Genomic DNA, 23820 nt, shown 5'->3' on the forward strand with positions numbered 1-23820 from the left:
CGGCGGCGCGCACCGGGCCGACGACGTGCCGCAGGCGTCAGCCCGTCAGCGTGTCGGCGGTCTTCGACGCTCCCGTCCCGTCCCGTTCGACATCGGTCGGCGCCCGCGTGCGCAGCATCACGGCCGGGACGATCGCGAGCACCGACAGGGCGACGGCCAGCCAGAACAACCCGCCGAAGGCGTCGGCCAGTTCGGGTGCCAGGCGCTGTCGCGCGGTGTCGCTCAGCGCGGCCAGGGACTGGACCCCGCCGCCGCCGGTGAAGCCGCTGAGCCGACGTTGGAGCAGAACCGCCGCGACAGCGGTGCCCATGGCCCCGGCGACGTACTGCACGATGCTCATCAGCGTCGACGCGCCGGGGATCTCGTGGCCGCGCAAACCGGCGTATCCGGCGGCGGTCAGCGGCGTGGCCGTGGCGCCGACCCCGACGCCGCGGACGAACCAGCACACCGACAGCCATACGTCGCTGGTGTCGGGCCCGATCATGGTGAGCGGAAGCACTCCGGCGGTCACCATGAGCAGGCCGAAGACGATCACCGCCCGGGGACCGCGCTTGTCCATCACCCGGCCGGCCGTCGTCAGCACCAGCATCGCGCCGAAGGCCGACGGCGCCACCAGCAGGCCCGCCTTGATGGCGCTGTCCCCCCGCGCGAACTGGTAGTAGAGCTGCACCAGGAACAGCACCGCGTTGGTACCGGCGAGGTAGAGGAACATCGCGGTCTGGGCCGATCTGAGGGCCGCGTGCTTCCACAGCCGCAGGTCGAGCAGCGGATGAGCGGCCCGCAGCGCGTGCACGACGAACGCGGCGGTCAGGGCGATTCCCAGACCTCCGGTGAGCGCGACGGACGGGGACACGCGCCCGGCATCGCCGAAGTCGGAGATGCCGTAGACAAGCAGCGCGAGTCCCGGCGGCAGCAGGGCCAGTCCGATGAGATCGAGCTTCCGGGGCACGCCCAGTTCGCCGCGGTCGAGGACGGCCCAGGCCAAGCCGATCCCGAGAGCGCCCAGCGGCAGATTGACGAAGAAGATCCACCGCCAGGACAGGCTGGAGAGGATCAGTCCGCCGAAGATCGGCCCCAACAGGGGCCCCAGCATGGACGGAATCCCCACCACGGCCATGACACGTCCGAGGCGGCCGGGGCCCGCCTCCCTGGCGAGGATCGTCTGCCCGGTGGGCAGCAGCATCCCGCCGCCGATCCCTTGAACCGCGCGCGCGACGATGAGCAGCGCCATCGAGTTGGCGAGTCCGCACAGCAGCGAGCCGAACAGGAACATGGCCATGGACGCGATCCACACCCGTCTGGAGCCGAATCGGTCGTTGGCCCAGCCGGTGAGCGGCACCACCGTGGCGAGGGCGAGAAGGTAGACCGTGCTGACCCACTGGACGGTGGCGAGCGAGGTGTCGAAACTCCTCACCAACGACGGCACGGCCACCTGGACGATCGTCGTGTCGAAGATGGATATCAGGGAGCCGAGAATCGTGACCGTCGCGACCAGAGTCATGCGTCGGTCGAAGACCTTCACCTTTTGAGAGCCGACGTCGTTCAACGAGTCTCCGATCGCACCGCACACTTCTCGCGGCGCGTGTCATCCGAAAAGGCGCGGCCGCACCGCCTTCGGAGAGTGTCCGCTCTCCGATCCCGATGCGGTGCCGCGTCGTTCCGTCAGACAGAACCGGGCTGCCCGTGGTCCGACCGAGGACGTACGGGTGCCGGGTGGTGCGGCCTCGGCCGGTGGTGCCGGGTCAGACCGTGCGGATCTCGTTCACGAGCGTGCCGATCGCCTCGCACTCGATCGTTCGCGTCGCGCCGATCCGGTGTTGGTAGTCGATCTCCCGCAGCGTGTGCGTCCCCGTGATGTCGGTGCCCACGTGGATGATGTCGCCGGGGAACAGGGTGTGATGGTCGCTGGCGTGCGCGATGACTTCCGCCACCGAATAGATCAGACGCTCGGTCCGGCATTCGATCCGTACGTCGTCGCCGGTCGCCAGGGTGATGCCGAGCCGGTCGGGGTCGGGGATCTCGTCCCTGGTCACGATCCACGGTCCGCACGGCTTGAAGCTGTCGGTGCCCTTGGCCCGCAGGTGGTAGGTGACCCTCATGTCCCCGTGCTCGAAGCCGGACGCGGCCCGGGGCCGGCCGCTGTGCCGCCGGTCCAGCTTCCCCGCCATGGAGCCGGGTACCACCACCGTGTCACCGGCCCGCAACCCGGGCGCGGACACGTCGTCGATCAGGGTGTACCCGAAGACGTGGTCCAGTGCCTCGGCCGGGTCGATCCGCGTGCCCTGCCGTCCGATCACCACGGCCAGCTCCGGCTCGGGATGGACGAGTCCGAACGACGGTCGCAGCCGGATCGGCTGCCGGTGTCCGACCAGCGCGGAACCGGGTGAGGAGAAGAACGGCGGATGGTCGGGGACGCTCGACGCGAACGCGGCGAACACCGGGCTGTTGAAACCGACGCCCAGGATCTTCCCCGGCCGCGGGACCGGCGGCAGCCAGGCGCCGAGCCGGTCGATCTCGGCCACGCTGGTGGCGGCCGGGGACCGGTCCGTCCCGAGCGCGCGGGCCAGGCGCGGGCGCAGGTCGTCCCAGCGTTCGATGAGCGTCAGCACGCCGTAGAGGCCGGGGCCGCCGACGAGGTCGCCGACCGGGACCGCCCGGCCGGCCGGATCGAACACGACCGGCTCGGGCCGTCCGTCGATCACGCATGTTCCTATCCGCACGGCAGCGCCTCTCTGTGGAGCGGCGCCGCCGCGTTCGGCACGGTCTCGGTTCCTCTCACCACGACAGCAGTCCGCCGTCCACCACGATCGCCTGACCGGTCACGTAACCGGCCGCCGGGGAGAGCAGGAAGTCGATCATCGCGGCCACCTCGTCGGGCTCACCCTGGCGGCCGAGCGGGATCTTCGCCTCCAGCTCGCCGACCGCCGCGTCGCGGTCGGAGGAGTGCTTCCAGTGCTCGTCGTTGAACGGCGTGTCGATCCAGCCGGGGCACACGCAGTTGACGCAGACCTTCAGCGCGCCCCACTCGACCGCCATCGCCCGCGTCATGCTGACGAGGGCCCCCTTGGACGCGGCGTACGCGAAGGACCCGAAGCCGCCCCGGAACGCGGAGGTCGAGCCGGTGAAGACGATCCGCGGCGCGGCGGACCGGCTCAGCGGCCCGATCGCGGCCTGGGCCAGCAGGAACGCGGCGCGGACGTTCAGGTCCATCGTCGCGGTCCAGTCCTCCAGGGGGTACCGGGCGACGGGCGCCTCGCGCAGCAGCGCGGTGGTGATGAGGAGTCCGTCCAGGCCGCCGAACCGCGCGCAGGCCGCGTCGACCATGGCCCGGGCGGCGTCCACGTCGTACAGGTCGTGTTCGCCGATGACGAGGCGGCCGGGTGCTTCCTCGGCGGCCAGTTCACCGGCGGCCGCCATGTTGATGTCCGCGAGGTACACGTCGACACCACGGTTACGCAGGCGGCGTACGCAGGCGCGTCCGATTCCCGTGGCGCCTCCGGCGACAATGACGGCGGGCATGGTGATCTCCTCGGTGGAACGGGCACGGGCTGATGGGCCTGGTGCCGCGAGCGGGGCAGACATGGCCGCTCGCGGCACCAGGGGCTGTGGCTGGTCGTCCTCGCGCGGGCGTCAGTCGTCTTCGCGCGAGTGCGTCACTATCTGGCCTGGGCTGACGAAACGCAGGGCGACGAACAGCAGGACCAGGCAGGTGAGCATGTAGATGACCGACATCGCGTCGATCGACTGCTGCGGGCGGAAGCCCGGCGTCCACAGGGCGGAGTACAGGGCGACGACGAGCGTCTCGCTGCCCGGCCCCGAGTTGAAGAAGGTCAGCTCGAAACTGCCCGCGGTGTGGATCAGCGTGAGCAGACCCGACGCCAGGATTCCGGGCAGCAGCAGCGGCGCGAGCACCCGCCGGACCGTCTGAAGACCGTTCGCCCCGCAGGAGCGCGCGGCCCGTTCCAGGTTGGTGTCGAGCTGCTGGATGTACGGGATCATCAGCAGGACCACCAGGGGCACCGACGGCACCAGGTTGGCCACGATCACCCCGGACAGATGGCCGCCGAGGCCGAGCCGGTACAGCAGCGTCGCCAGCGGCAGACCGTAGGTGACCGGCGGCAGCATCAGCGGCAGCAGGAAGGCCAGGATCAGCAGCTTCTTGCCCGGGAAGTTCCCCCTTGCCAGCACATACGCCGCCGGAGCGCCGATGATCACGGCGAGCGCGGCCACGACCACCGCGACGGTGACCGTGATCACCATGACGTGGGAGAGGTCGTACTCGTTCCACGACGACCGGTAGTAGTCCGTCGTGTACCCCTTCGGGAGCCACCCGGTGAACCACTGGCGGCCGAAGGAGCTGACCGTCACGGAGGCGACGAGCCCGGCGATGTTGACGAGGAAGACGGCGACCAGCAGGCGGTAGAACCACCGGGGCAGGACACCGGCCCAGGTGCGATGCATCCGGCTCCGCAGTGCGGTAGGAGACGACTCGGACACCGCGATCACCCTTTCTGACCGGAACTCGGGCCCGTGTACAGGCGGGAACGCAGGAGCAGGATCGCGCCCACGATGAGGATCTGGACCAGGGCGGAGATGACCACCATCGCCATGGACATCGAGTAGTCCAGGGTCCGGTACGCCTGGAAGTAGGCCTCGACCGAGATGACGTGGGTGGAGCCGGCGGGATCACCCACGAGGGTCGCGCTGGCGAACACGGAGAACCCCAGGACGAAGGTCAGACAGAGGACCACGGTCACACCCGGGGCCCACAAAGGGAGCAGGATCCGCCGGAACCGGGTCCACCGGTCCGCGCCGAGTGACGCGGCGGCCCGCTCGTAGAGGGTGTCGATGGACGCGAGATGGCTCATGGTCAGCAGGAACGCCAGCGGCAGACCCGTGATGACCATCGAGATCACGACGGCGGTGTAGTTGTGCAGCAGCATCAGGGGCTCGTCGATCACCCCGATCTTCATCAGGGTCCGGTTGAGCCAGCCCCGCGGGGACATGTAGGCGATCATCCCGTTGGAGACGAGCACGTTGCCGAGGGTCATCGGGATCAGGAAGGCCGTCGAGAGGTACTTCTTCCGCCGTCCGGCCCCGCGCAGCGGGTAGGCGAAGATCATCGCCGCCACCGTGTTGATCACGGCGACGACCACCGCGATCCGCAGGGTCTTCCAGATCGTCTCGCGGAGATACGGATCCTCGAAGAACCGCTGGTAGCTGCTGAAGGTCCCGCCCTTGTCGGGGGTCACCGACAGGCCGATGCCGTAGGCGATCGGGTAGAGGAACAGCACCCCGATCAGCGCCACCGCGGGCAGCATGGCCAACAGCCCCCAGTGGAGTCCGTGACGTCGCAGCCACGCCCGTCGGCGGTCGCCCGAGTCGGGCGGGCCTCCCGGCGCCCGGTCGGCGCGGGCCGGTGTGGTGTCCACGGTCGCCGTCATGACAGCGCGCTCGGTTCGAGAGCCGTGGACTCGCCGTCGTCGGAGCCCTCCGCCGGGGCGGTGGAGGGCTCTCCCGCGGCGAAGGCCCGGACGCTCGCCACCGGGATCGACAGCTTGAGCACCGTGCCCGTTTCGGGCCGCACCGGTGTCCGTACGGACAGGGTCGCGCCGTCCGGCAGTTCGGCCTGCACGGTGAAGTCGCGGCCGTGGTACTGCGTGGAGCGCGCCACCGCCTCGAACGTGTTCACCGCGGAGGCGGAATCCGTGACGCTCACCTCCTCCGGCCGGATCCGCACGGTCACGGACTGTCCGGGCCGCAGGTCGGTGCTCGACGTGGCGCGCAGCGTGATGCCGTGCCCCTCGACGACGGGTTCGCGGCCGGTCCCCCCGACCACGTGCGCCTGGAGCCGGTTGCGGTAGCCGACGAAGTCGGCGACGTAATCCGCCTCCGGTTCGCTGTAGATCTGCTGGGGCGTACCGTCCTGCACGGTCTTTCCCTTGCGCAGGACGATGATCCGGTCGGCGATCGAGAGGGCTTCCTCCTGGTCGTGCGTGACGTAGACGGTGGTCAGCCCCAGCTCGTCGTGGAGTTGCCGGATCTCGGAGCGCATTTCGAAGCGGAGCTTGGCGTCGAGGTTGGACAGCGGCTCGTCCATCAGCATGATCGACGGGCGCGGTGCGAGGGCCCGCGCGATGGCGACCCGCTGCTGCTGGCCGCCGGAGAGGCGGCCGGGCAGATTGTCGGCGTAGTCGGGGAGTTGGACCAGGTCCAGCGCCCACTTCACCCGCTCGCGCACCTCAGGCTTGGGCATGCGGCGTACTTCGAGTCCGAACGCGACGTTCTTGGCGACGGACAGGTGCGGAAAGAGCGCGTAGTTCTGGAACACCATGCCGAAGCCGCGCTTCTCCGCGGGCCGCTGGTCGATCCGCTCGTCGTCCACCCAGAGCCGGCCCTCGGTGGCCGTGACATGTCCGGCCAGACAGCCGAGGAGGGTGGATTTTCCACAGCCAGAAGGACCCAGCAGCGCGGTGAACTCTCCGGCCTTGATCGTCGCAGTCATGGAGTCCAGTGCGACCACGCTCCCGTTGTAGACACAGGTCAGACCTTCGAGCCGAAGCTCGCTGAACTCACCGCGTCGCTGGGTTGCTCTCACGTCACTTACCACCAATGATTCGGTTCCATTTGTCGTACGCGGCGACGAGGACGTCCGCGGGCAGCGGGTCCGCGCCCGGATACTTGGCGATGTAGTCGTCGTAGTCGGCGACGCCGTACTTCTTGTTGAGTTCGGCCATCTCCGGCGGTGCCATGTCGACCGTGACGTCCTTGATCGCCGGGCCCGGATAGACGTAACCGTGGTCGAAGGTCATGGCCTGCTGCTCGGGCTGGAGCATGAATCCGAGCAGCCGCAGCGACACCGCGAGGTGGTCGGCCGAGACGCCCTTCGGGATGGCCACCGATCCGCCGGACAGGATGAACTTCGTGTTCTCCAGGACCGTGAAGGTGGCGGACTCGGGAATCAGGTTGTCCGCACGGGGCTGGACGTGCCATCCGAAGGTGGACGGTACCAGCTTCACTGTTCCATTGGTGAGGTTGGCGTAGGTTTCGCTGGTTTTGGCCGGGTAGTTGTCGATGTACTTGCCGAGCTCCTTGAGGTAGGCCCAGGTCTTGTCCCAGCCCTTCTCCGGGTCTCTCGGGTCGGAGTCGCCGAGCTGGTACGGCAGGCCCTGGAGGAACGCCGAGCCCGGTCCGGAGTTGGCGACGGACGCGTACTGGAACTTGCCGGGATTCCGCTTCGCCCACTCCAGCAGTTCCTGCGCGGTCTTCGGCGGGTCGGACAGCTTGTCCGGCAGGTACTCGAGCAGCGGGCCGAACGTGCCGGTGTCGTAGATCAGCGCCTGGCCGTGCGCGTTCTTCCAGAGCTTCTTCGCGTTGTCGAGGTAGGTGTTCTCCAGATCGGGCAGGCCGTCCTTGTACTCGGGCCAGATCTTGGTGAACAGGTTCTGACTCACGCCCGCGGCGAGGCTGTCCGGCCCCAGCAGGACGATGTCCACACCTACCCGGCCGGCGTTCTGCTGGGCCTTGAGCTTGCCGGGCATCTCCGGCGAGGTCGTCGTGGTGTAGTTGATCTTGCTGACCAGTTCGGGGTGCTTCTTCCCGAACTCCTCGATCAGCGGCTTGGCGACGGACAGTCCGCCGGCCGAGTCCATGATCGTGAGCGTGACGGGCTTCTTGGGGGCCGCGGGGAACTTGCCGTCCGCGGCGGCCGGGGTCTCTTCGACACTCTTGGAACCTGGGCTGCCGCATCCCGCGACGCCGATGACACTGATGACGGTGAGTCCGGCGAGGGCGACTCGCCACCGGGAAGAACGTCTCAACGTGACCTCCTGGGTCGGTACTTCGGTCGTTGATGTGGTGGCCGGAATACTCGACGGCCGTGCCTATAGGTCGTTTAGGGCGGTTACGTCCAACCTTCTCCGCCTCTACGCTATGTCTGACAGCCTTACATCGCACCAGTGCGGCGACGGACGTTATGCACCTGAGACGGTGCGCTGCCGCCAATGGGTCGAGCAGGGGTTGCCGGCGCCGTACTGAATGACGCCGCGGTCGGGTTCGATGATGAATCCGGCGATGGTGCAGGTCCGTTCCTCGATCGCGATCGAGGGATCGGGGTGCTGGCAGATGCTGCCGGGCCAGTCGTGGTGGTCGGACAGGGCCTCCTTGACCTCGTGGATCGTGCGTACGCGAGGGTCGCGCAGGCGCAGTTCGATGTTGCGGTGCCGGTCGAGCGTGTGCGGCTTCCGCCTGGCGTAGTCGTCCGTCGTGGTGAGCCCGGCGGACAGGAAGTGGTTGGTGTGCGTCAACACCCCGTCGCGCGGGATGATCCGCTCCGGCGCCCCGTCGCTGGCGGGCGTCTCCAGGTTCTGGCAGAAGCCGGTGCCGTCGCTGATCAGGTAGTTCGCGGACATCGCCCGGTCGGCGGTCGCTATCCGCTCCGCGCTCTCCGCCCCCGATCCGGCGTCGAGGACCGACCGCAGCAGGATGTGGTACGGGACGCCGGCTCCGTCGGTGCGGACGTCGCCGATCAGGGTGTTGGTGCACAGGGCGACGCCGGCCGAGTTCAGTCCGACCTTGGCCAACTGCCCGGCCTCGACGACGGTCACGAAGTTGGGCGCGTCGGTCCGCCGGACGTCGAGGACGACCGTGGTCCGTCGCGCGTGGGTCAGCCAGTCCCAGTTCTGCCCGGTGACGATGCCCTGGCCCGTGCGTTCCGGCATGAGCGCGAAGGACGTGCACTCCGCCGGCATCGAACGGGCGCGGGCCGGGGCGGCGGCGAACATGATCTCGCTCCGCGCGTTGAGCGCGAGGATGTCGCTCAACTCGACCCCCGCACCTGCGGCGATGCCCGCGATCTCCTCACCGATGGCGGGAGAGAAGTCGCCGATCGGCCGTTCGTACCGCAGGGCGAACTTCCGCACCTGCTGCCAGTCCCAGCCGACCATGTGCCGGAAGACCCTGGTGTAGCGGTGGATTGACTCTTTGATCTCCGGTGCGGCGGCGCGGCCGTATGACTCCCCGCGTCTCCGCGGGTCGCCCTCCACACAGATCGTGCGAAATGCGGCAATATGTCCGGGTTCGTAGTTCACCGAGTCCACGTCTCTCTGACATTTCAAAAGTCGTCTGGCTGCCTGGCAGGTAACGATGAGTCCGTCCGCCGGGCCTGTCAAGAGCCAGGTCGCACTTGATTCACCTGGACTTCCACCGGGGCCCAATCGGACGAACCGTGACCGCAAGGTGATTGCAAGCCAAGCTCAGCCCATGGCACTATGACACTGCTGTCTGACAGCCAGGCAGGACGCGAGGCGCGGTCACGTGGTGCCTCCGCGCACGACGTGTTCTGGGTTCGCCGGCAGTTCGCACGGAACCGCCGCAAGCAGAAAGAAGTGACATGACAGAGACCGACCAAGGCAAACAGCCTCGCCTCGTGCCCTACCGGGACGCACTGCGACTGGTGTGGGGCGACGACGAGTCAGGGAAGCTGCCGGACTGGTTCCTGGCGAGCGACGAGAAGATGAGCGTCAACATCGTGGCCATCCCGGTCGGCGGTGCCGTCATCCACTCGGACGAGAACCGGTCGATCTTCGGATCCGACGAGTTCTTCTACGTTCTCGACGGGACGATGGTCCAGTCGAACCCGACCACTGGTGAAGTCCTCGTCATCGAGGCGGGCGACGCGGCCTGGTTCCGCAAGGACACCTGGCACCACCAGTGGAACTACAGCGACACCGAGCTGCGGTTCGTGGAGTTCTTCCACCCCTCGCCCAAGACCGGCACGGGCCAGCCGTACGCGCAGACCCACGAGAACATCACCACCTACAAGCACAAGCAGGACGAGTACATCGGCCGCTGGCCGATGGCGCGTGCCGAGGCCGACGCCGCGAAGACCATGTGGGCGGCCAGGGACGAGGACATCCTGTGGCGCCTGGAGGGGCACAAGCGCGGCCGGGAGCTGCTCACCGGCATCATGCTGAGCACGGAGCACGTGACCATCGGGAAGCAGCGCTTCCTGCCGGGCCAGCGCAGCGACGTGTTCACCCACCAGGGCGACAAGCTGTTCTTCGTCGAAGAAGGCACCGTCCATGTCGAGTTCCCGGAGACGCGCGTCTTCTTCGAGCTCGGCCCGCGCGACTCGTGCCAGATCCCGGAAGGTACGCCGCACTCGTTCTACAACGTGGCGGCCAAGGGGGCCCGCGCGGTGTTCTGCGTCGCCCCGGACTACCTGCCGGCCACCGGCTGACCCCAGGCCGACCGCCGGCGCAGCGGCAGGACATGAGCGACCGCCGACTACCCTCGGGTAGGCGGCGGTCGCCGTCCGTGTTCTTGGGCGGAGAGAAACGTCAGCCGTTCACGGGGGCGTCCCGCGCCACCCGGCGGCCCCGCTTGAACACCGCGACGACCCGGTCGAGGTCGCCGATCGACTCGGTCGGGTTTCCCGCGACAACCAGGAGGTCGGCGTACGCGCCGGGCGCGATCGTGCCCACCTCACCGGCGCGGCCGAGGGCATGGGCGCCTCCGGAGGTCAGCGCCGCCAGCGCCTCCGCCGGTCGCCATCCGGCGAACGCGACCATCGCGCGCGCCCTGACCGTCAGGTCGCGGCAGTCGGGGAACTGCCCGTAGATCGAGTCCGATCCCAGGGCCACCGGCACGCCCGCGCGGGCGAGCGTCCGTCCGTTCCGCCAGATCCGCAGCCGCCGCTCCAGGCCGGGCGCCATCGGTGAATCCGCGCCGGACGGCACTGGCGTGTCCAGCAGATCGGCGATCGCCGGCTCGATCGGACCGGCGAGAACGACCGACTGCTTCCGGTCGCACAGGGCGCGCAGCAGCTCAGGTGGCGGCGCCTGAATCCGGCCGCGGGCATCGAGCCAGGTGCAGTGCTCGATCGTGTCGACCCCGGCGGCGAGCGCGATCTCGATCCCCTCGGTGCCGTGCGCGTGGGCGGCGACCCGCATGTCGCGGGCGTGCGCGGCGGCCACGATCGCGGCCATCTCGGACCGCCCCAGATACGCCCTGCTCATATCGGTACCCGGGGTCAGCGAACCGCCGGTCACCGCGATCTTGACGAGGTCGGCTCCCTCGTCGTGCAGCAGCCGCACCGCCCCGGCCGCCTCGGCGGCCCCCTCGACGGTGATGCCGAACGAGCGGAAGTGGCCGTCGGGTGAGGTGATCGGGCGGCCCGCGGCCACGACGGTGGGACCGTCCGCGGGCCGCGCGCCGATCGCGTCCCGCAGGGCCTGGCCGTCGGTCCCGGGTGAGCCGAGATCGCGGACGGTGGTGACGCCCCTGCCCAGCAGACGGGCGGCGACGGCGCGCGCGGCGGCCGTCGCGGCGGCGGAACCGCTGTCCACCCGCGTCAGATCCCGGCCGTACGGCAGAAGAAGGTGGGTGTGCGCGTCGATCAGGCCGGGAAGTACCGTCGCCGCCTCGAACGTCAGCTCGGGACCGCCGGTGTGCGGAACATCGGCGTCGGGACCGACCGCGGCGATCCTGTCGCCGCGGACCAGGATCGCCGCGCCCCGTCGCGCGACGCCCGCTCCCCCGTACAGCCACCGCGCCCGGATACGCGTGGCCGGGCTCGCCTCCCGGTCCTCGGCCGTACCCGTCACGACTGGCGCAGCCGGTCGGCGAGCGCTTCAAGCGCCGACCGGGGACTGGCCAGTACGGGAATCCGCGGGGCTTCGTCGAGTTCCGCGACGATGCGGCTCATCGACGCCTGAGCGAGCACGATGACGTCGCACCGGGGGATCAGCTCGCCCAGCGCGTCACGGACCAGCGCGTCGTGGGCGGCGGGGTCGCCGGCCGCCTGCGCCTCGAAGGCGCCCACGCACAGCGTCTCGACCAGTTCGATCGGCGCATCGGCCTGTTCGGCCGCCCGGCGGATCAGATTCGCGGTCGGGGCCAGCGTCGTGCCGAGGGTCGCGATCACCCCGATCCGCGGACCGCTCCGTACGGCTTCCTCGGCCATCCGCTCGTCGATCCGCAGCACCGGAACCGTGCTGAAGGGCCTGGTCAGCTCCACCGCCTCGCCGAGCGACGAGCAGGTGACCAGTACGAAGTCGGCGCCAGCGTCGGCCGCCGACCAGACATGCCCGAGCAGGCGCCGGGCGGTTCCGGCGCGTACTCCTCCCTCCGCGCGGGTCACCGAGAGGAGGCTGTCGTCCACGATGTGGCGCAGCTCGATCTCGTGAGGGAGCGACTCGGCGGCCAGGGCGGTGAAGACCGGGGGCAGTGTGGTCACGGTGTGGATCATGGTGATGACAGGACGGTCGGACATGGGTCACCTGTTCGGGTCGGCCGGACGCAGGGCACCGATCTGGTCGCTGGTCAGAGTGGATATGTCATGGGACCGGACGGCCAGCCACAATCTGGCGGTCGCCTCGATCTCCTCGGCAGCCTCCGCCGCGTCGGCGAGCGTGCCGCCTCCGGCGAGCGTGCCGTGGTGGGCCAGCAGCAGGCAGTGGGACCGCGTGAGCAGCGGGCCGACCGCCACGGCCATGGCCGGGTCCCCGGGCCGGAAGTACGGCACGACCGGGAGGGAGCCGACCCGCATCACGTAATAGGGGGTGAGCGGGGGGATCGCGTCGGACGGATCGGTGTCCCGCAGCAGCGAGACCGCGACGGCGCAGGGGGAATGGAGGTGGACGACGGCGCGCAGTTCGGGGCGGGCGCGGTACACCGCCAGGTGCAGCAGGAGTTCCTTGGTCGGCGGCGGGCCGGACAACCGGGCGCCCCGCTCGTCGACGTGCGCGAGGCCGTCCTCGGTCAGCGAGCCGAGCGCCGAGCCGGTCGGGGTGACCAGCACGCCGTCCGCCGTGCGCACGCTCAGGTTTCCGGTACGGCCGTGCGCGAGCCCGCGGTCGGACAGGAGCTTGGCGTACGCGACCAGGTCGCCCGCGGCTGTCGGCGTCATCGGGCCACGGCCTTGAGGAAGAAGTCCGGTCCGCCGAAGTTGCCGGACTTCAACGCGAGTGCCAGCTCGGTCGGGCCGAGCGAACGCATCCAGGGCACGCCCGGATCGATGGGGCCGCCCAGTTGGAGGGCCCGTACGCCGAGCCGTTGCAGCACCGCGCCGGAGGTCTCGCCTCCGGCGACGACCAGACGCCGTATCCCGCCGTCGACCGCTCCGGCGGCCAGTTCGGCGAGGAAGGTCTCGATGGCGGAGCCCAGGTCGGTCGAGCCGGCCCCGGTTCCGGCCCCGGCTTCGGCCTCGGCTTCTTCGGTCGGCTGGCGGGCGTCCGCCGCGCTGTGGACCAGCACCGCAGGCGAGTCCGACAGCAAGGTCAGCGCACGCGCGACGACTTCGGCCGCGTACCCCGCGTCGTCCCGTACCCGTGCGAGGTCGAGGGCGATGGCCGGGCCGCTCTCGCGGAAGGCGGCGATCTGGCCGCGAGTGGCGTCCGAGCAGCTGCCCGCGACGATGAAGGTGGGTCCCGCGATGGTGTCCGCGAAGTCGCCGGGGCCGGGGCCGACCCCGTCGGCCGGGACCGCGCTGTGCGAGGTCGCGCTGTCCTGAGCCGCCGCCCCGGCCGCCGCGTGCAGACCGTTCGCTCCGATCCAGAAGGCCGCGTCACCGATGGCGTCCGCGAGGACGAGCAGGTCGTCACGGCAGATCGCGTCCGCGACCGCGAAACGCACACCGGCCGCGCGCAGGTCCGCCAGCCGGGCGCGTACGGCCGGGGCGCCGGACCGTACGAGGGAGTGATCCACGAGACCGACCGCGGCGGTGGTCTGGGCGGTCAGCAGCCGTACGAGGTTGGAGTCGGTCATCGGATTGAGGGGGTGCCGGGCCAGCGAGGACTCCGCCAGCGGCAGGTCGTGGACGAACAGGTTTCCCTGGTAGACGGTCCTGCCGTTGGCCGGTGCGGCCGGGCAGACCAGCGTGATCCCGCTGTCCAGCGCGTCCGCGAGGGCGAGTCCGACGGGTCCGATGTTGCCGCGAGGCGTGGAGTCGAACGTCGAGCAGATCTTGAAGCCGATCCGGCGCGCCCCGAGGTCCCGCAGCCGGCGCAGTGCCGCCAGCGATTCGGCGACCGCTTCTTCCGGCGGCACGCTGCGTGTTTTGAGCGAGACGACGACGGCGTCATGCGGCGGCAGTTCGAGGTCGGGGCCGGGCACGCCCACCACCTGGACCGTCCGTCTGCCCGCCGCGCTGAGCGCCGCGGCCACGTCCGACCCGCCGGTGATGTCGTCCGCGATGATCCCGATCACTTCCGAGTCACCCACATTTCCCCCAAAGGTCAGGCAGTCTGACAGGTTGAAATGTAGCACGGCGACGCGGCGGTGAGCAGGCGCGTCACAGGTCGCGGCGGTGCGCGCGCCGACGCGTACCCGGACACGGGGTAACGGGCACACGGGGCATGGGGCATGGGGCATGGGACGCATACCGGAGGGCGGCGCGGCGGCGCACACCAACGCGCGGCGCGGCTCGGCTCGGCGACAGACGGCGAGCCGGGTCCCGTGACGACGTCCGGGCTGACCTGTCAGACAGCTAGGACGTGGAGTGCGAGCCGACCGTACGCCCCTTCGGGGCGTTCCGGCCCTCACGACCGCGACGACGCCACTCTCGTGGCGCCGCGGTCACCTCAGTTCGACGACAGCGGAGTTTCCGGTCGTTGCAGCATGCTGACCGCGTCCTCGACGGCGCGCAGGTGGGCGACCATCGCCTCGGAGGCGCGGTCCGGGTCGCGGTCGCGGATCGCCCGGCAGATGGCGAAGTGCTCCTCCGTCGAGTGCCGCCAGCGCTCGGCGGACACGGAGAGCGCCAGCGACTGCTCCTCGAGGATCGACCGGATGTCCTTGATCAGCCGAGGGAAGAGGGGGTTGCCCGTCGCGGACGCGATCCCGATGTGCAGTTCGCTGTCCAGCCGGACCCTGATCTCCGGGTCCGCCTCCACCGCGTACGCCTCGCAGGCCTCCACGATGACCGCGAGTTCCTCCTCGGACCGGCGGGTCGCGGCCAGCTTGGCCGTCGGCACCTCCAGGTGGCGGCGCACCTCGTTGAGATCGGTCGAGGAGTACTGGCTCAACGTCAGTGAGCTGGAAGCCCGGTTGGAGACCACCATCGAACCCCGGCCGGTCTGGGACTCGATGTAGCCGAACGCCCGCAGGCTGCCCAGGGCTTCGCGCAGGGCGGGCCGGCTGACCCCGAACGCGCGCGACATCTCCGCCTCTGAGGGCAGCCAGTCCCCCACGGGAATCTCGCCGCGCTCGATGAGCTCGACGAGCTGATTGCGTACGACATCGACAGCGCTGTGCCGTGCCACCCGCTTCATCGCCACGAGCTTGCGCGACTGCCGCTCCCGGACCGGTATTGACAGACTGTCTGGCTGCTCTTCCACGGACCCTAGTCTGCGCCAGTCAGGGGGTCGAGCGCAATCACCAGCCCGCCGGATACTCCGCGGACACTCCCCCACCTCGGGTCACAAACCTTGCGGAACCTTGAACATATCCCGCATACTCAACCTGTAAGACAACCAGCCAGGTTCATTTGCCGTGTGCAACCCGAAGGAAAGTCGTATGCCCCAGTCCCGGACAGTCGTCGTCTTGTCGTTCCCCGGGTACCAGGAGGTCGAGTTCTGGTACCCGGTGTTCCGCGCGCGGGAGGCCGGCGCCGACCTGCACCTGGTCACGTCGGACCCGGAGGGTTGCGAGAGCCACCTCGGCTACCCCGTCGTCCCGACCTCGACCGTCGAACACCTGGCGGGGCTGACCATCGACGCCCTGGTGGTGCCGGGCGGCGTGGGCGCGGTACCGGTCGCCTCGGCCGGTCAGCGCGCCCTGATCGGCGACTTCTCCGTCCGGCACGGCCACCTGGTCTCCAGCGGAACCGGCACCGACCTCGTGCGTTCACTGCTGGGCCCCGGCTTCACCAGCCCGAACTGGCTGACCGCGCCGGACGCCGACGGCATGCCCGAGCTGTACCGGGAGCTGTTCAGCCGCTGGTCCCAGAAGTGACGACGACCGCATTCGAGAGCAGGAGGCAGAAACGTTGAAGATTCTACGAACAGTCCTCGGTGACGTGCCCGCGGAGAACTCGGGCAAGATCCTCAGCCACGAGCACCTGCTCTACGGCTACCCCGGAGCGGAGCTGGACCACCGCACCGTGCTGGACTACAGCGCCGCGGTCGACTTCGTCGCGGGCCAGGTCCAGCGCGGGATGGACGGCTACGGCTACGGGACCATCGTCGACATGACCCCGCCCGAGGTAGGCCGCCACCCGCAGTTCATGGTCGACGTGGCCAAGCAGACGGGCATGAACGTCGTCGCCATCACGGGCTTCTTCCCCGAGCGGATGGGTGTGCCGTACTACTGGCGGCGCCAGACCGTCGAGGAGCTGACCGAGTTCTTCGTCAAGGACCTCACCGAGGGAATGGTCTTCGCCTGGCAGCAGACCCCCTACCGGGCCGGTGCCATCAAGATCGCGACCGGCCAGGAGAGCGTCACGCCGAAGCCGAGCCCGCTCGGCCCGCACGGTCGGCACATCCACGAGGTGGAGGACCGGGTGATCCGCGCCGCGGCGCGGGCGGCGACGCAGGTGGGCTGCGCCATCAACACCCACATCGACCCCATGGACTTCGAGGTGACCAACCCCGGCCGCGAGCAACTGGAGATCCTCGCGGAGGAGGGCATGGACCTGGCGAAGGTCATCATCGGCCACGCCTTCGTCCCCCCGCAGGTCGAGATGATGCGCGAGATCCTCGCCATGGGCGCCAACGTCCAGCTCGACCACGTCGGCATCCCCTGGCGCGTCGGCAGCGCCGAGGAACTGGACGAAGCCATGGCGAACGCCCTGGTGACGCTCATCGACGAGGGATACCTGGACAACGTGGTCATCTCGTTCGACCGCTGGTTCTTCAATCCGCGCGCCGGGGTGACCGAGTCCGACCCCCAGTTGCTCAACGAGAAGGTCGACCTCGGCTACATGTTCACCAGCTTCGTCCCGCGCCTGAAGTCCAAGGGCGTCACTGACGAGCAGCTCGACGCGCTCATGATTCACAACCCGCGGCGGATCTTCGCGATCGACGTCTGAGCCGCCCCGCAATCGATCCGTCGCCCAAGAGGGAAGCACATGAGAATTCAAGACGCCCGAGTCGTCGTCCTTGTCGAGAACCTCTACCAGGAACTCGAGTTGTGGTACCCGGTGCTCCGGCTCCGCGAGGCGGGTGCCCAGGTCGTCATCGCGGGACCTGCCACGGACGCGGTCTACGCGAGCAAGATCGGCTATCCGGCCCGAGCCGAGGTCAACGTCGCGGACCTGGTGGCCGAGGACATCGACGCGCTCGTCGTCCCCGGCGGGTTCTCGCCCGAATACCTGCGACGCGACAAGAACATCGTCGCGCTCGTCCGTGAAGTGGACCGGCAGGGAAGGATCGTCGCGGCGATCTGCCACGCGGGATGGCTGCTCGCCTCCGCCGAAATCGTCTCGGGCCGCCGCGTCACCTCGGTCGCGCCGATCCGTGACGACCTGATCCACGCCGGGGCCGACTACGTCGTCGAGCCGATCGTGGTCGACGGGAATCTCATCACGTCACCGCTGCCGGACGACCTGCCGGTGTTCGTCTCCACGATCATCACGGCGCTCGGGGCCGCGGAGCAGCTCACCCCCGACCGGCCGCCCGTCTCGGCCCCCCACTCGTCCGCGACCTATCAGCGGTCCGCCACCTTGAAGAACCGCGCCGCGGGCCCCGGCTCCGCGAACTACCGCGCCTACGCGGTGGGTTAGCACGCTCGCACATGTCCGGTGACCGGGCCGATCGGTCCGGCGCGGGGCCGGGCGAGGGCGTCGTCACGGCTCTGCGAGCGGTGCGGCGCCGAAGCTGCCGGGGGCTGTCTCGCGGCCGGGAATGCGGGGCGCGACAGGGTGCGGGGTGAGACAGTGTCCGTATGTCCTCACGCTGGCCGACAGGGTCACACAACTCGCTGCTGTCCATCGGGTGCACGGATTCGGTGCTGTCCATCGCCTCGGCCGGGTCGGTCCTGTCGATCGGTTCGGTGGCGTCGGTCCTGTCCATCGGGTCGCTCGGATCGGTGATGTCCGCGACGTCCATCGGCTCGTTCCAGTCGGCCGGCTCGCTGCTGTCGGGCCAGTCGAATCGCTCCGCGCTGAGCTGGCAGTCCAACGGCGCCGTGCTGGCCCACCGTAAGGCCAGCCGGCCGGGACGGTTCCTGCCGCACGCGGCCCTCGCCGTGACCGCCGCCGCCCTGGCGGGAGCGGCCTGGTACACACTCCGCCGGCCCTCCGACGCGTAGCCACGGCGGACGCGGTGACCGGGGCGGGGCGCGTGTGGAGGTGATCTCGGCGCGACGGCTGGCGGAGTTGTCGGCCAGGCGGGACGAGGCGCGGGCTGCCTGGCGGGAGCTGGGCGAACTCGTCAGTAGCCCCGTCCCGGAGCGACCGGCTTCACCGCTCCCGGTCAGCTCGGCGTCGGCGGAGCTGCGGGCGCTGGAGCGGGCACCGGGTGACCTGCGACGCGCGCAGGCGCTCAGCGTCGCACTCGCGGAGCGCGCCGCCGTCGATCCGGACTTCCGCGCGGGCCTGGACGATTGGCCGCGCGGGAGCCGGGACGAGCCCAATGACCCCGCCTCCGCCCCCGGTTCGGCGAGCGACGTCGCCAACCACGTGCACGGCGGTACGTTCTTCAGCGCCGTGTTCCAGGGCCGGGACATCACCGTGCAGGTGCCGCGCGAGACTCCCCTGGCCGGGTCAGGACTGCCGGTCCGCGCCGCGAACTTCACCGGCCGGGACAAGCAACTCGCCGAGCTGCTGGACCTGTTGCGGCCACGGACCGAGCGGCACGACGGACCCGTCGCCGCCGTGGTCACCGGGCTGGCGGGCGTCGGCAAGACGGAGCTCGTCCTCCAGGCCGCCGCGCGGGCGACCGCAGAACCCGGCTGGTTCCCCGGCGGTGTCCTCTTCGCCGATCTCCTCGGCTACGACCGGGACCTGCGTCTGCTCCCCGAACGTGTCCTCGGCCCATGGCTGAGCGCTCTCGGCATCGCCGACGCGGACATTCCCGCCGATCCGCGGGCCCGCGTCGCGCTGTACCGGTCGGTGCTGGCCGCCTGCGCGGAACACGGCCGCCGGGTCCTGGTCGTCATCGACAACGCCTCGAGCGCCGACGAGGTGCTCCCGCTGCTTCCCGGCGACGGCCGCAACGCGGCCCTGGTCACCTCGCGCCACACCCTCGACGTCGGCGCCCGCCTGTGCGAACTCGACGTTCTCGCCGCCGACGCCTCGGTGGACCTGATCCGCAGTGTCCTGCGGCAGGCCCGCGGCCCGCACGACACCCGCGTCGCCGACGAACCCGACGACGCCCTGCGCATCGCCGAATACTGCGGGCGATTACCCCTCGCCCTGCGGATCTGCTCGGCGCTCCTCGCCGACACCCCCGGCCGCCCGCTCGCGTCCCTCGCCCAGGCACTGGCCGACGCCCAGCGCCGCCTGGACCACCTCACCCGCGAGGACCGGGCGGTACGGGCCGCGTTCGACCTCTCCCACCAGCACCTCGAACAGGTCTCCCCCGCGTGCGCCAGGCTCTTCCGGCTGCTCCCCCTCAACAGCGGCCCCGACATCGGCACCAGCGCGGCGGCCCACCTGTGCGGCGCCGACGAGACGACCGCGGAGGTCATGCTGCGCGACCTCGCCCGCGCCCACCTCATCGAACCCGCGCGCACCTGGGGCCGCTGGCGCATGCACGGTCTCGTACGCCTCTACGCGGACGAACGCGGCGCGGCGCGCGCCGACGCGGATCAGGCGCAGGCGGCGCTGGCCCGGCTGATGGACTACTACGTACGGACCGCGGTCGCGGCCGACGCACACCTCAAGGGCCCCGTACCGTCGCCCGCGCCCCTGGTCCGGGATCGCGCGCAGGCGCTGTCCTGGCTGGAGGACGAATTCGCCAACCTGATCTGTGCCGCCGCCTTCGCCACGGGACTCGGCCACCCCGCCGTGCCCGTCGCCCTCTCGTACTGCCTCGCCGAATTCTGCTCCCTGCGCCTCCACTTCGAGGAGATGACCCTTCTGGCGGCCGTCGCCCTGCCGGTCTGCCGATGGACCGGTGACCGGGCGGCGGAGGGCTGGGCACAGCATCTTCTGGGGCTGTCCGTGCTGCTGCCGGGGCGGGAGCAGGAGGCCGTCGAACCGTTCCGGACGGCCGCCTCGCTCTTCCGGGAAGCCGGCGCCGATGACAACGAGGCGTCGGCGCTGACGTATCTGGCGCTCGCCCTGGCCCATACGGGGCGCGCGGCGGAAGCGGAGGAGGCGAACCAGCGGGCGCTGGCCATCCACCGGAGGACCGGCGACCGCGCCGCCGAGGGCAGAGCCGTCGTCGTTGACAGCGCGTGTCTGACCCGGACGGGACAGGACGACGAGGCCGTCGCGGCCCTCCGCAAGGGCCTGCTCATCTGCCGGGAGAGCGGCGACCGCTTCGGGGAGGGGAGAATACTGGGCTTCCTCGGTCTCGTCCACGGCCGGAACGGACAGGAGGAGCAGGGCATCGAGGCCCTGGAGCAGGCGGTCTCGATCTTCCGCGACATCGGCGACCGCCGCGTCGAAGGCGAGATCCAGGGGGACATCGGCGAGGCCCTGGTGCGCGTGGGCCGGTTCGCGCAGGCCCTACGGGCGCTGGAGGAAGCCGCCGCCTGCGCCGAGGAGAGCGGCAGCGCCTCGAACCAACGCCGACGGCTCGCCGCGCACGGCGCGGCCCTCCACTGGCTCGGCCGGTACGACGAAGCCGAGAAGACCCTCCGCCGGGCGCTCGCCGTACGGCGCGAAGAGGACGACGAACCGAATCAGGCCGTCCTCCTGGACAGCCTCGGCGCGACACTGCTCGCGGCGCGGCGCTACGAAGAGGCGGCCGACCACCTCCGGCAGGCCATCGCGCTCAGCCGGAAAGCCGGTGCGCGCGCGGGCGAAGCGGAATCGCAGAATCGCCTGGGCCTGGCCCTGTCCAAGACCGGTCAGGAGGCGGACGCCACAGCGGCCTTTCGCCGGGCGCTCGCCGTCTTCCGTGAACGCGGCGACAGCGAGCGCGAGGCGATCGTCCTGACCAACCTCGGCTCACACCTCCTCGCCTCCGGACACCCCGCGGAAGCCGACCTCGCGCTGCGACAGGCGATGACCCTCTGCCAGAAGCTCGGCGACATCCCCGTGAAGTCCGTGGCCGCGACGCTCCTGCTCGCGAGCCGCCTCAGCGGGTCGTCCGGGGCGTAGCGGGGAATCGGCGCACGGCTGCCGCCCGTCGCCGGGAGCCGGCGCCGATTCCATGCCCTACGGGCGTCCCGCCCGGGCGATGACGGGCGCTTCCGGCTGCCGGGCGTCGTCACCGTCCGCCGGATCGACGGGCTCGGGTGCTATCAGGTCGAGGAGTTCCTCGGTGCCGCCGTGCGCGAGGGCGGCGCGCTGGCGTGCGGCGCCGGTGCCCTTGTCGAGGAGTCGTCGCACGCCGGAGGTCACCCGGTCGAGGTCGTCGAGTTCCTTCAGGGCTGGGGTGACGCAGTCCAGGAGGGCGCCGAGCACGTCGGCGGCCTGGGACGGCTCATTGGTGCGGGGGTCGACCAGGTTGGCGGTCAGGCCGTGGCGGGCGGAGTGCCAGCCCGCGGCCTGGAGGACGCTGGCCGGCGGGTCGAGGGGACGGCCGCCGACGCTGCCCTCGCGCAGTGCGGTGACCACCAGGCCGCGGGCGAGCCCGGCGAGGGTGATCGCGCTGTCGACGTCGAGCTGGACGTCGGGGGCGCGGACCTCCAGCGTCGGGTACTCGTCGGAGAGCCGGGCGTGCCAGTAGAGCTGGTGCCGGTCGGCGATCACCCCGGTGCCCAGCAGGGCGTCGACCCGCTCCTCGTAATGGGAGGCGCCGGAGAAGAACGGCGGCGATCCGCTGACCGGCCAGCGGCCGAAGATCACGGTGCGCCAGCTGGCGAAGCCGGTGTCCCGCCCGTCCCAGAACGGGGAGTTGGCTCCCAGCGCGACCAGAAGCGGCAGCCAGGGACGGATCCGGCCCAGCGCGGCGGCCCCGGCCTGGCGGTCGGGCACGGCGACATGGATGTGCATACCGCAGATCAACTGCTCGTCGACCAGTCGCGCCGCGTCCACCCGCATGTCCCGGTACCGCTGCTCACCGGTCACCGGCACCGACGCCTCGGCCATGAGGGGTGCGCCGCCCGTCGCCGCCAGGCGGCAGTCCACGCTGCGCGCCGCGGCGCTCAGCGACTTCCGGAACCGCGTGAGATGCGCGGCGACCTCGTCCAGGTCGGAGCAGACCGGGGTCGCGACCTCCACCTGGGACTGCAGAAGCTCGGTGTCGACCTCCTCGCTCCCCAGGTCGGGCTCGCGCTCCGCCGCGATCCGGAGCTGGCCGACGCGTGGCGCCGGCAGTGCGGTCCTGCGGTCGAGCAGCAGGAATTCCTCTTCGACCCCAATGGTCACGCCTGTCGTCATAGCCGTCTGCTACCCCAGAACGGCCTCGTCACGGAGCAGACCTGGCATCGATCGGCGTCTCGGGCCGCACTCCCCTGCGAGCCCTCTCCCCCTCGCGGCGAAACGGGTTCAGCCGAGACCGCGATGGGCGGCCCACAGCGCCCCGGCCCGGCCGGCGGCGGCGTCGACCAGGGCGGCGAGTTCGGGTCTGTCGGGGACGGGGAAGGAGACGTAGGCGCCCCTGCCGCCGCCGACCGGCCGGCCGTATGCCTTGGCGGCGAGTCGACCGTCCGGGAGCAGCCGGACGTTGAGTGTGGTCAGCGTGAACTCCTCGCCGCGTCGGGTGTCCGTCCAGCGGAGCTCCCGCGGGATCGTCACGTTGATCGCCAGAGCGCTCACTTCCAGGTCGCTGCTCATGGACCGATGATCCCACGCGGGTCGCGCGCCCCCGGATCGTGAGGCCCGTACGTCGGCCGCGGTCCGGTCCGCGCCCCCGTCATCCCTGTGGCGCCTGCGCCAGCCGCCCTCGCGCGGCGGCCTGGATCTGGGAGGGCCCGAGCCCCCATTCGATGGTGCGGCCCACGGCCGTCGCGAGGGGCCGGTCCCAGCCGGTGCGGACGGCGACCGGGCGGTGAACGCCCAATTCGGTACGGGCCCAGCCGGGGAGGAGTCCGACCGAGGCGTTCATGAGCCGGCCGACGACCAGCCGCTCCCGTCGTGTGCGTCCGAAGCGGCGCAGGAACCGTACCGAGTCCAACGCGGCTGCGGTGGCGTGGAGTTGGGGGCGCATGCGGGCCAGGTAGCGCTCGGCTTCGAGGGATGTGCGCGGTATGTTCCGCGCGCCCAACGCCTCGGCCACGGGGGCGGCTTGGCGGTAGTAGGCGTCGCACTCGGCGGGAGTCAGCCGCAGCGGCCGGGGCGCGTAGGTCTGGTGGCCGGCGAGGAAGCTGCGTACCTCGGCGGTGTGCACCCAGGTGAGCAGATCGGGGTCGTCCGCGCGGTACGGGCGGCCGTCGGGGGCGGTGCCGTGCACGCGGGTGTGGATCCGCCGGACGAGGTCGATCACCTCGCGGGCGGCGGCCGAGGAGCCGAAGGTGGTCGTGGTGATGAACCGTACGGTGCCGTTCAGCCGTCCGACCGGATCGGCGCGGAAGTCGGAGTGGTCGTCGACCCCCGCCATGGCCAGCGGATGCAGCGACTGGAGCATGAGCGCGGCGAATCCGCCGGTGAGCATCCCGGTGGCGTGCCCGTGCACCCGCCACACCGGGTCCCCCGGCGCGATCCCGAACAGTCCGGGATCACCGGGCGGCGCCGCGTACCGTCCCAGTTCGAGGTCCCCGCCGTGCATGGTCGCGGTGAGTTCCCTCGCGATCCGTTCCCGCAGTCCCACCAGCGCCTCCAGGGGC

Annotated in this window: 22 protein-coding genes; 6 read left to right on the forward strand and 16 right to left on the reverse strand. The window is 70.6% G+C overall.

What is annotated here, in order from left to right; genetic code table 11:
- Positions 1 to 37: 37 nt before the first annotated feature.
- From ACFY9V_RS23965 to ACFY9V_RS24000, 8 genes are all read right to left on the reverse strand, one after another.
- Positions 38 to 1501 carry a DHA2 family efflux MFS transporter permease subunit gene (locus ACFY9V_RS23965; RefSeq protein ID WP_391162838.1) on the reverse strand — a complete coding sequence of 488 codons (1464 nt, stop codon included), beginning with the start codon at positions 1499 to 1501 and terminating at the stop codon, positions 38 to 40.
- A gap of 241 nt (positions 1502 to 1742) precedes the next feature.
- Positions 1743 to 2702, reverse strand: a complete 960-nt coding sequence (locus ACFY9V_RS23970) for a fumarylacetoacetate hydrolase family protein (protein ID WP_391162839.1) — start codon at positions 2700 to 2702, stop codon at positions 1743 to 1745.
- Positions 2703 to 2775: 73 nt separating this feature from the next.
- Complete coding sequence (locus ACFY9V_RS23975) at positions 2776 to 3519, reverse strand: SDR family oxidoreductase (RefSeq protein ID WP_355335370.1); 744 nt, start codon at positions 3517 to 3519, stop codon at positions 2776 to 2778.
- A gap of 111 nt (positions 3520 to 3630) precedes the next feature.
- Positions 3631 to 4461 (reverse strand): ABC transporter permease subunit, encoded by an 831-nt coding sequence (locus ACFY9V_RS23980; protein WP_391048170.1) that lies wholly within the window; start codon positions 4459 to 4461, stop codon positions 3631 to 3633.
- A gap of 41 nt (positions 4462 to 4502) precedes the next feature.
- Positions 4503 to 5444, reverse strand: coding sequence for an ABC transporter permease (locus tag ACFY9V_RS23985; protein WP_355335372.1), 942 nt, complete (start codon positions 5442 to 5444; stop codon positions 4503 to 4505).
- Complete coding sequence (locus ACFY9V_RS23990) at positions 5441 to 6505, reverse strand: ATP-binding cassette domain-containing protein (RefSeq protein ID WP_391162842.1); 1065 nt, start codon at positions 6503 to 6505, stop codon at positions 5441 to 5443. Before ACFY9V_RS23990 ends, ACFY9V_RS23985 begins: the two co-directional genes overlap by 4 nt.
- Before the next feature lie 94 nt (positions 6506 to 6599).
- A complete protein-coding gene (locus ACFY9V_RS23995; protein WP_355335377.1) occupies positions 6600 to 7820 on the reverse strand; it encodes an extracellular solute-binding protein in 1221 nt (406 codons plus the stop codon).
- A gap of 153 nt (positions 7821 to 7973) precedes the next feature.
- Positions 7974 to 9098 (reverse strand): C45 family autoproteolytic acyltransferase/hydolase, encoded by a 1125-nt coding sequence (locus ACFY9V_RS24000; RefSeq protein ID WP_391162844.1) that lies wholly within the window; start codon positions 9096 to 9098, stop codon positions 7974 to 7976.
- Between the two features lie 293 nt (positions 9099 to 9391).
- On the opposite strand from ACFY9V_RS24000, the gene ACFY9V_RS24005 reads away from it, so the two are divergent.
- A complete protein-coding gene (locus ACFY9V_RS24005) occupies positions 9392 to 10240 on the forward strand; it encodes a cupin domain-containing protein (RefSeq protein ID WP_355335383.1) in 849 nt (282 codons plus the stop codon).
- A 100-nt stretch (positions 10241 to 10340) separates the two neighbouring features.
- Here ACFY9V_RS24005 and ACFY9V_RS24010 read toward each other — a convergent pair whose 3' ends face one another.
- The 5 genes from ACFY9V_RS24010 to ACFY9V_RS24030 all read right to left on the reverse strand — a co-directional run bounded on the left by ACFY9V_RS24010 (position 10341) and on the right by ACFY9V_RS24030 (position 15338).
- Positions 10341 to 11606 (reverse strand): amidohydrolase family protein, encoded by a 1266-nt coding sequence (locus ACFY9V_RS24010; RefSeq protein WP_391162846.1) that lies wholly within the window; start codon positions 11604 to 11606, stop codon positions 10341 to 10343.
- Positions 11603 to 12274 carry an aspartate/glutamate racemase family protein gene (locus ACFY9V_RS24015; protein WP_391162848.1) on the reverse strand — a complete coding sequence of 224 codons (672 nt, stop codon included), beginning with the start codon at positions 12272 to 12274 and terminating at the stop codon, positions 11603 to 11605. Before ACFY9V_RS24015 ends, ACFY9V_RS24010 begins: the two co-directional genes overlap by 4 nt.
- Positions 12275 to 12277: 3 nt before the next feature.
- Positions 12278 to 12910 (reverse strand): class II aldolase/adducin family protein, encoded by a 633-nt coding sequence (locus ACFY9V_RS24020; RefSeq protein WP_391162849.1) that lies wholly within the window; start codon positions 12908 to 12910, stop codon positions 12278 to 12280.
- Positions 12907 to 14223: a 3-oxo-tetronate kinase gene (gene otnK / locus ACFY9V_RS24025; RefSeq protein ID WP_391162850.1), complete on the reverse strand. Its 1317-nt coding sequence runs from the start codon at positions 14221 to 14223 to the stop codon at positions 12907 to 12909. Before otnK ends, ACFY9V_RS24020 begins: the two co-directional genes overlap by 4 nt.
- A 359-nt stretch (positions 14224 to 14582) precedes the next feature.
- Entirely contained in the window at positions 14583 to 15338 is a 756-nt protein-coding gene (locus ACFY9V_RS24030) for an FCD domain-containing protein (RefSeq protein WP_391048182.1), read from the reverse strand.
- Positions 15339 to 15516: 178 nt separating this feature from the next.
- Between ACFY9V_RS24030 and ACFY9V_RS24035 the strand changes: the two genes are divergently transcribed.
- From ACFY9V_RS24035 to ACFY9V_RS24055, 5 genes are all read left to right on the forward strand, one after another.
- Positions 15517 to 15954: a DJ-1/PfpI family protein gene (locus tag ACFY9V_RS24035; RefSeq protein ID WP_391162851.1), complete on the forward strand. Its 438-nt coding sequence runs from the start codon at positions 15517 to 15519 to the stop codon at positions 15952 to 15954.
- 34 nt (positions 15955 to 15988) lie between these two features.
- Positions 15989 to 17029: a phosphotriesterase gene (locus ACFY9V_RS24040; RefSeq protein ID WP_391162853.1), complete on the forward strand. Its 1041-nt coding sequence runs from the start codon at positions 15989 to 15991 to the stop codon at positions 17027 to 17029.
- Between the two features lie 39 nt (positions 17030 to 17068).
- Positions 17069 to 17722 (forward strand): DJ-1/PfpI/YhbO family deglycase/protease, encoded by a 654-nt coding sequence (locus tag ACFY9V_RS24045; RefSeq protein ID WP_391162854.1) that lies wholly within the window; start codon positions 17069 to 17071, stop codon positions 17720 to 17722.
- Positions 17723 to 17883: 161 nt separating this feature from the next.
- Positions 17884 to 18249 (forward strand): hypothetical protein, encoded by a 366-nt coding sequence (locus tag ACFY9V_RS24050; protein WP_391162856.1) that lies wholly within the window; start codon positions 17884 to 17886, stop codon positions 18247 to 18249.
- Positions 18250 to 18283: 34 nt separating this feature from the next.
- Positions 18284 to 21211 (forward strand): tetratricopeptide repeat protein, encoded by a 2928-nt coding sequence (locus ACFY9V_RS24055; RefSeq protein WP_391162857.1) that lies wholly within the window; start codon positions 18284 to 18286, stop codon positions 21209 to 21211.
- 57 nt (positions 21212 to 21268) lie between these two features.
- Here ACFY9V_RS24055 and ACFY9V_RS24060 read toward each other — a convergent pair whose 3' ends face one another.
- The 3 genes from ACFY9V_RS24060 to ACFY9V_RS24070 all read right to left on the reverse strand — a co-directional run bounded on the left by ACFY9V_RS24060 (position 21269) and on the right by ACFY9V_RS24070 (position 23804).
- Positions 21269 to 22423 (reverse strand): glutamate--cysteine ligase, encoded by a 1155-nt coding sequence (locus tag ACFY9V_RS24060; protein WP_391048190.1) that lies wholly within the window; start codon positions 22421 to 22423, stop codon positions 21269 to 21271.
- Between the two features lie 120 nt (positions 22424 to 22543).
- Positions 22544 to 22831, reverse strand: coding sequence for a hypothetical protein (locus ACFY9V_RS24065; RefSeq protein WP_355335413.1), 288 nt, complete (start codon positions 22829 to 22831; stop codon positions 22544 to 22546).
- Positions 22832 to 22910: 79 nt separating this feature from the next.
- The gene (locus tag ACFY9V_RS24070; protein ID WP_391162858.1) at positions 22911 to 23804 is read right to left on the reverse strand and encodes an oxygenase MpaB family protein; all 894 of its coding nucleotides are present in this window, start codon (positions 23802 to 23804) and stop codon (positions 22911 to 22913) included.
- Positions 23805 to 23820 lie beyond the last annotated feature (16 nt).

The sequence above is a fragment of the Streptomyces sp. NPDC008317 genome (assembly GCF_042955955.1).
GTDB lineage: Bacteria > Actinomycetota > Actinomycetes > Streptomycetales > Streptomycetaceae > Actinacidiphila.

Coding starts and splice junctions, on each gene's coding strand:
- ACFY9V_RS23985 (WP_355335372.1), bottom strand. CDS start 5,444: ATGACGGCGACCGTGGACACCACACCGGCCCGCGCCGACCGGGCGCCG.
- ACFY9V_RS23965 (WP_391162838.1), bottom strand. CDS start 1,501: ATGACTCTGGTCGCGACGGTCACGATTCTCGGCTCCCTGATATCCATC.
- ACFY9V_RS24050 (WP_391162856.1), top strand. CDS start 17,884: ATGTCCTCACGCTGGCCGACAGGGTCACACAACTCGCTGCTGTCCATC.
- ACFY9V_RS24045 (WP_391162854.1), top strand. CDS start 17,069: ATGAGAATTCAAGACGCCCGAGTCGTCGTCCTTGTCGAGAACCTCTAC.
- ACFY9V_RS24065 (WP_355335413.1), bottom strand. CDS start 22,831: ATGAGCAGCGACCTGGAAGTGAGCGCTCTGGCGATCAACGTGACGATC.
- ACFY9V_RS24015 (WP_391162848.1), bottom strand. CDS start 12,274: ATGTCCGACCGTCCTGTCATCACCATGATCCACACCGTGACCACACTG.
- ACFY9V_RS23975 (WP_355335370.1), bottom strand. CDS start 3,519: ATGCCCGCCGTCATTGTCGCCGGAGGCGCCACGGGAATCGGACGCGCC.
- ACFY9V_RS23980 (WP_391048170.1), bottom strand. CDS start 4,461: ATGCATCGCACCTGGGCCGGTGTCCTGCCCCGGTGGTTCTACCGCCTG.
- ACFY9V_RS24020 (WP_391162849.1), bottom strand. CDS start 12,910: ATGACGCCGACAGCCGCGGGCGACCTGGTCGCGTACGCCAAGCTCCTG.
- ACFY9V_RS24005 (WP_355335383.1), top strand. CDS start 9,392: ATGACAGAGACCGACCAAGGCAAACAGCCTCGCCTCGTGCCCTACCGG.
- ACFY9V_RS23990 (WP_391162842.1), bottom strand. CDS start 6,505: ATGACTGCGACGATCAAGGCCGGAGAGTTCACCGCGCTGCTGGGTCCT.
- ACFY9V_RS24035 (WP_391162851.1), top strand. CDS start 15,517: ATGCCCCAGTCCCGGACAGTCGTCGTCTTGTCGTTCCCCGGGTACCAG.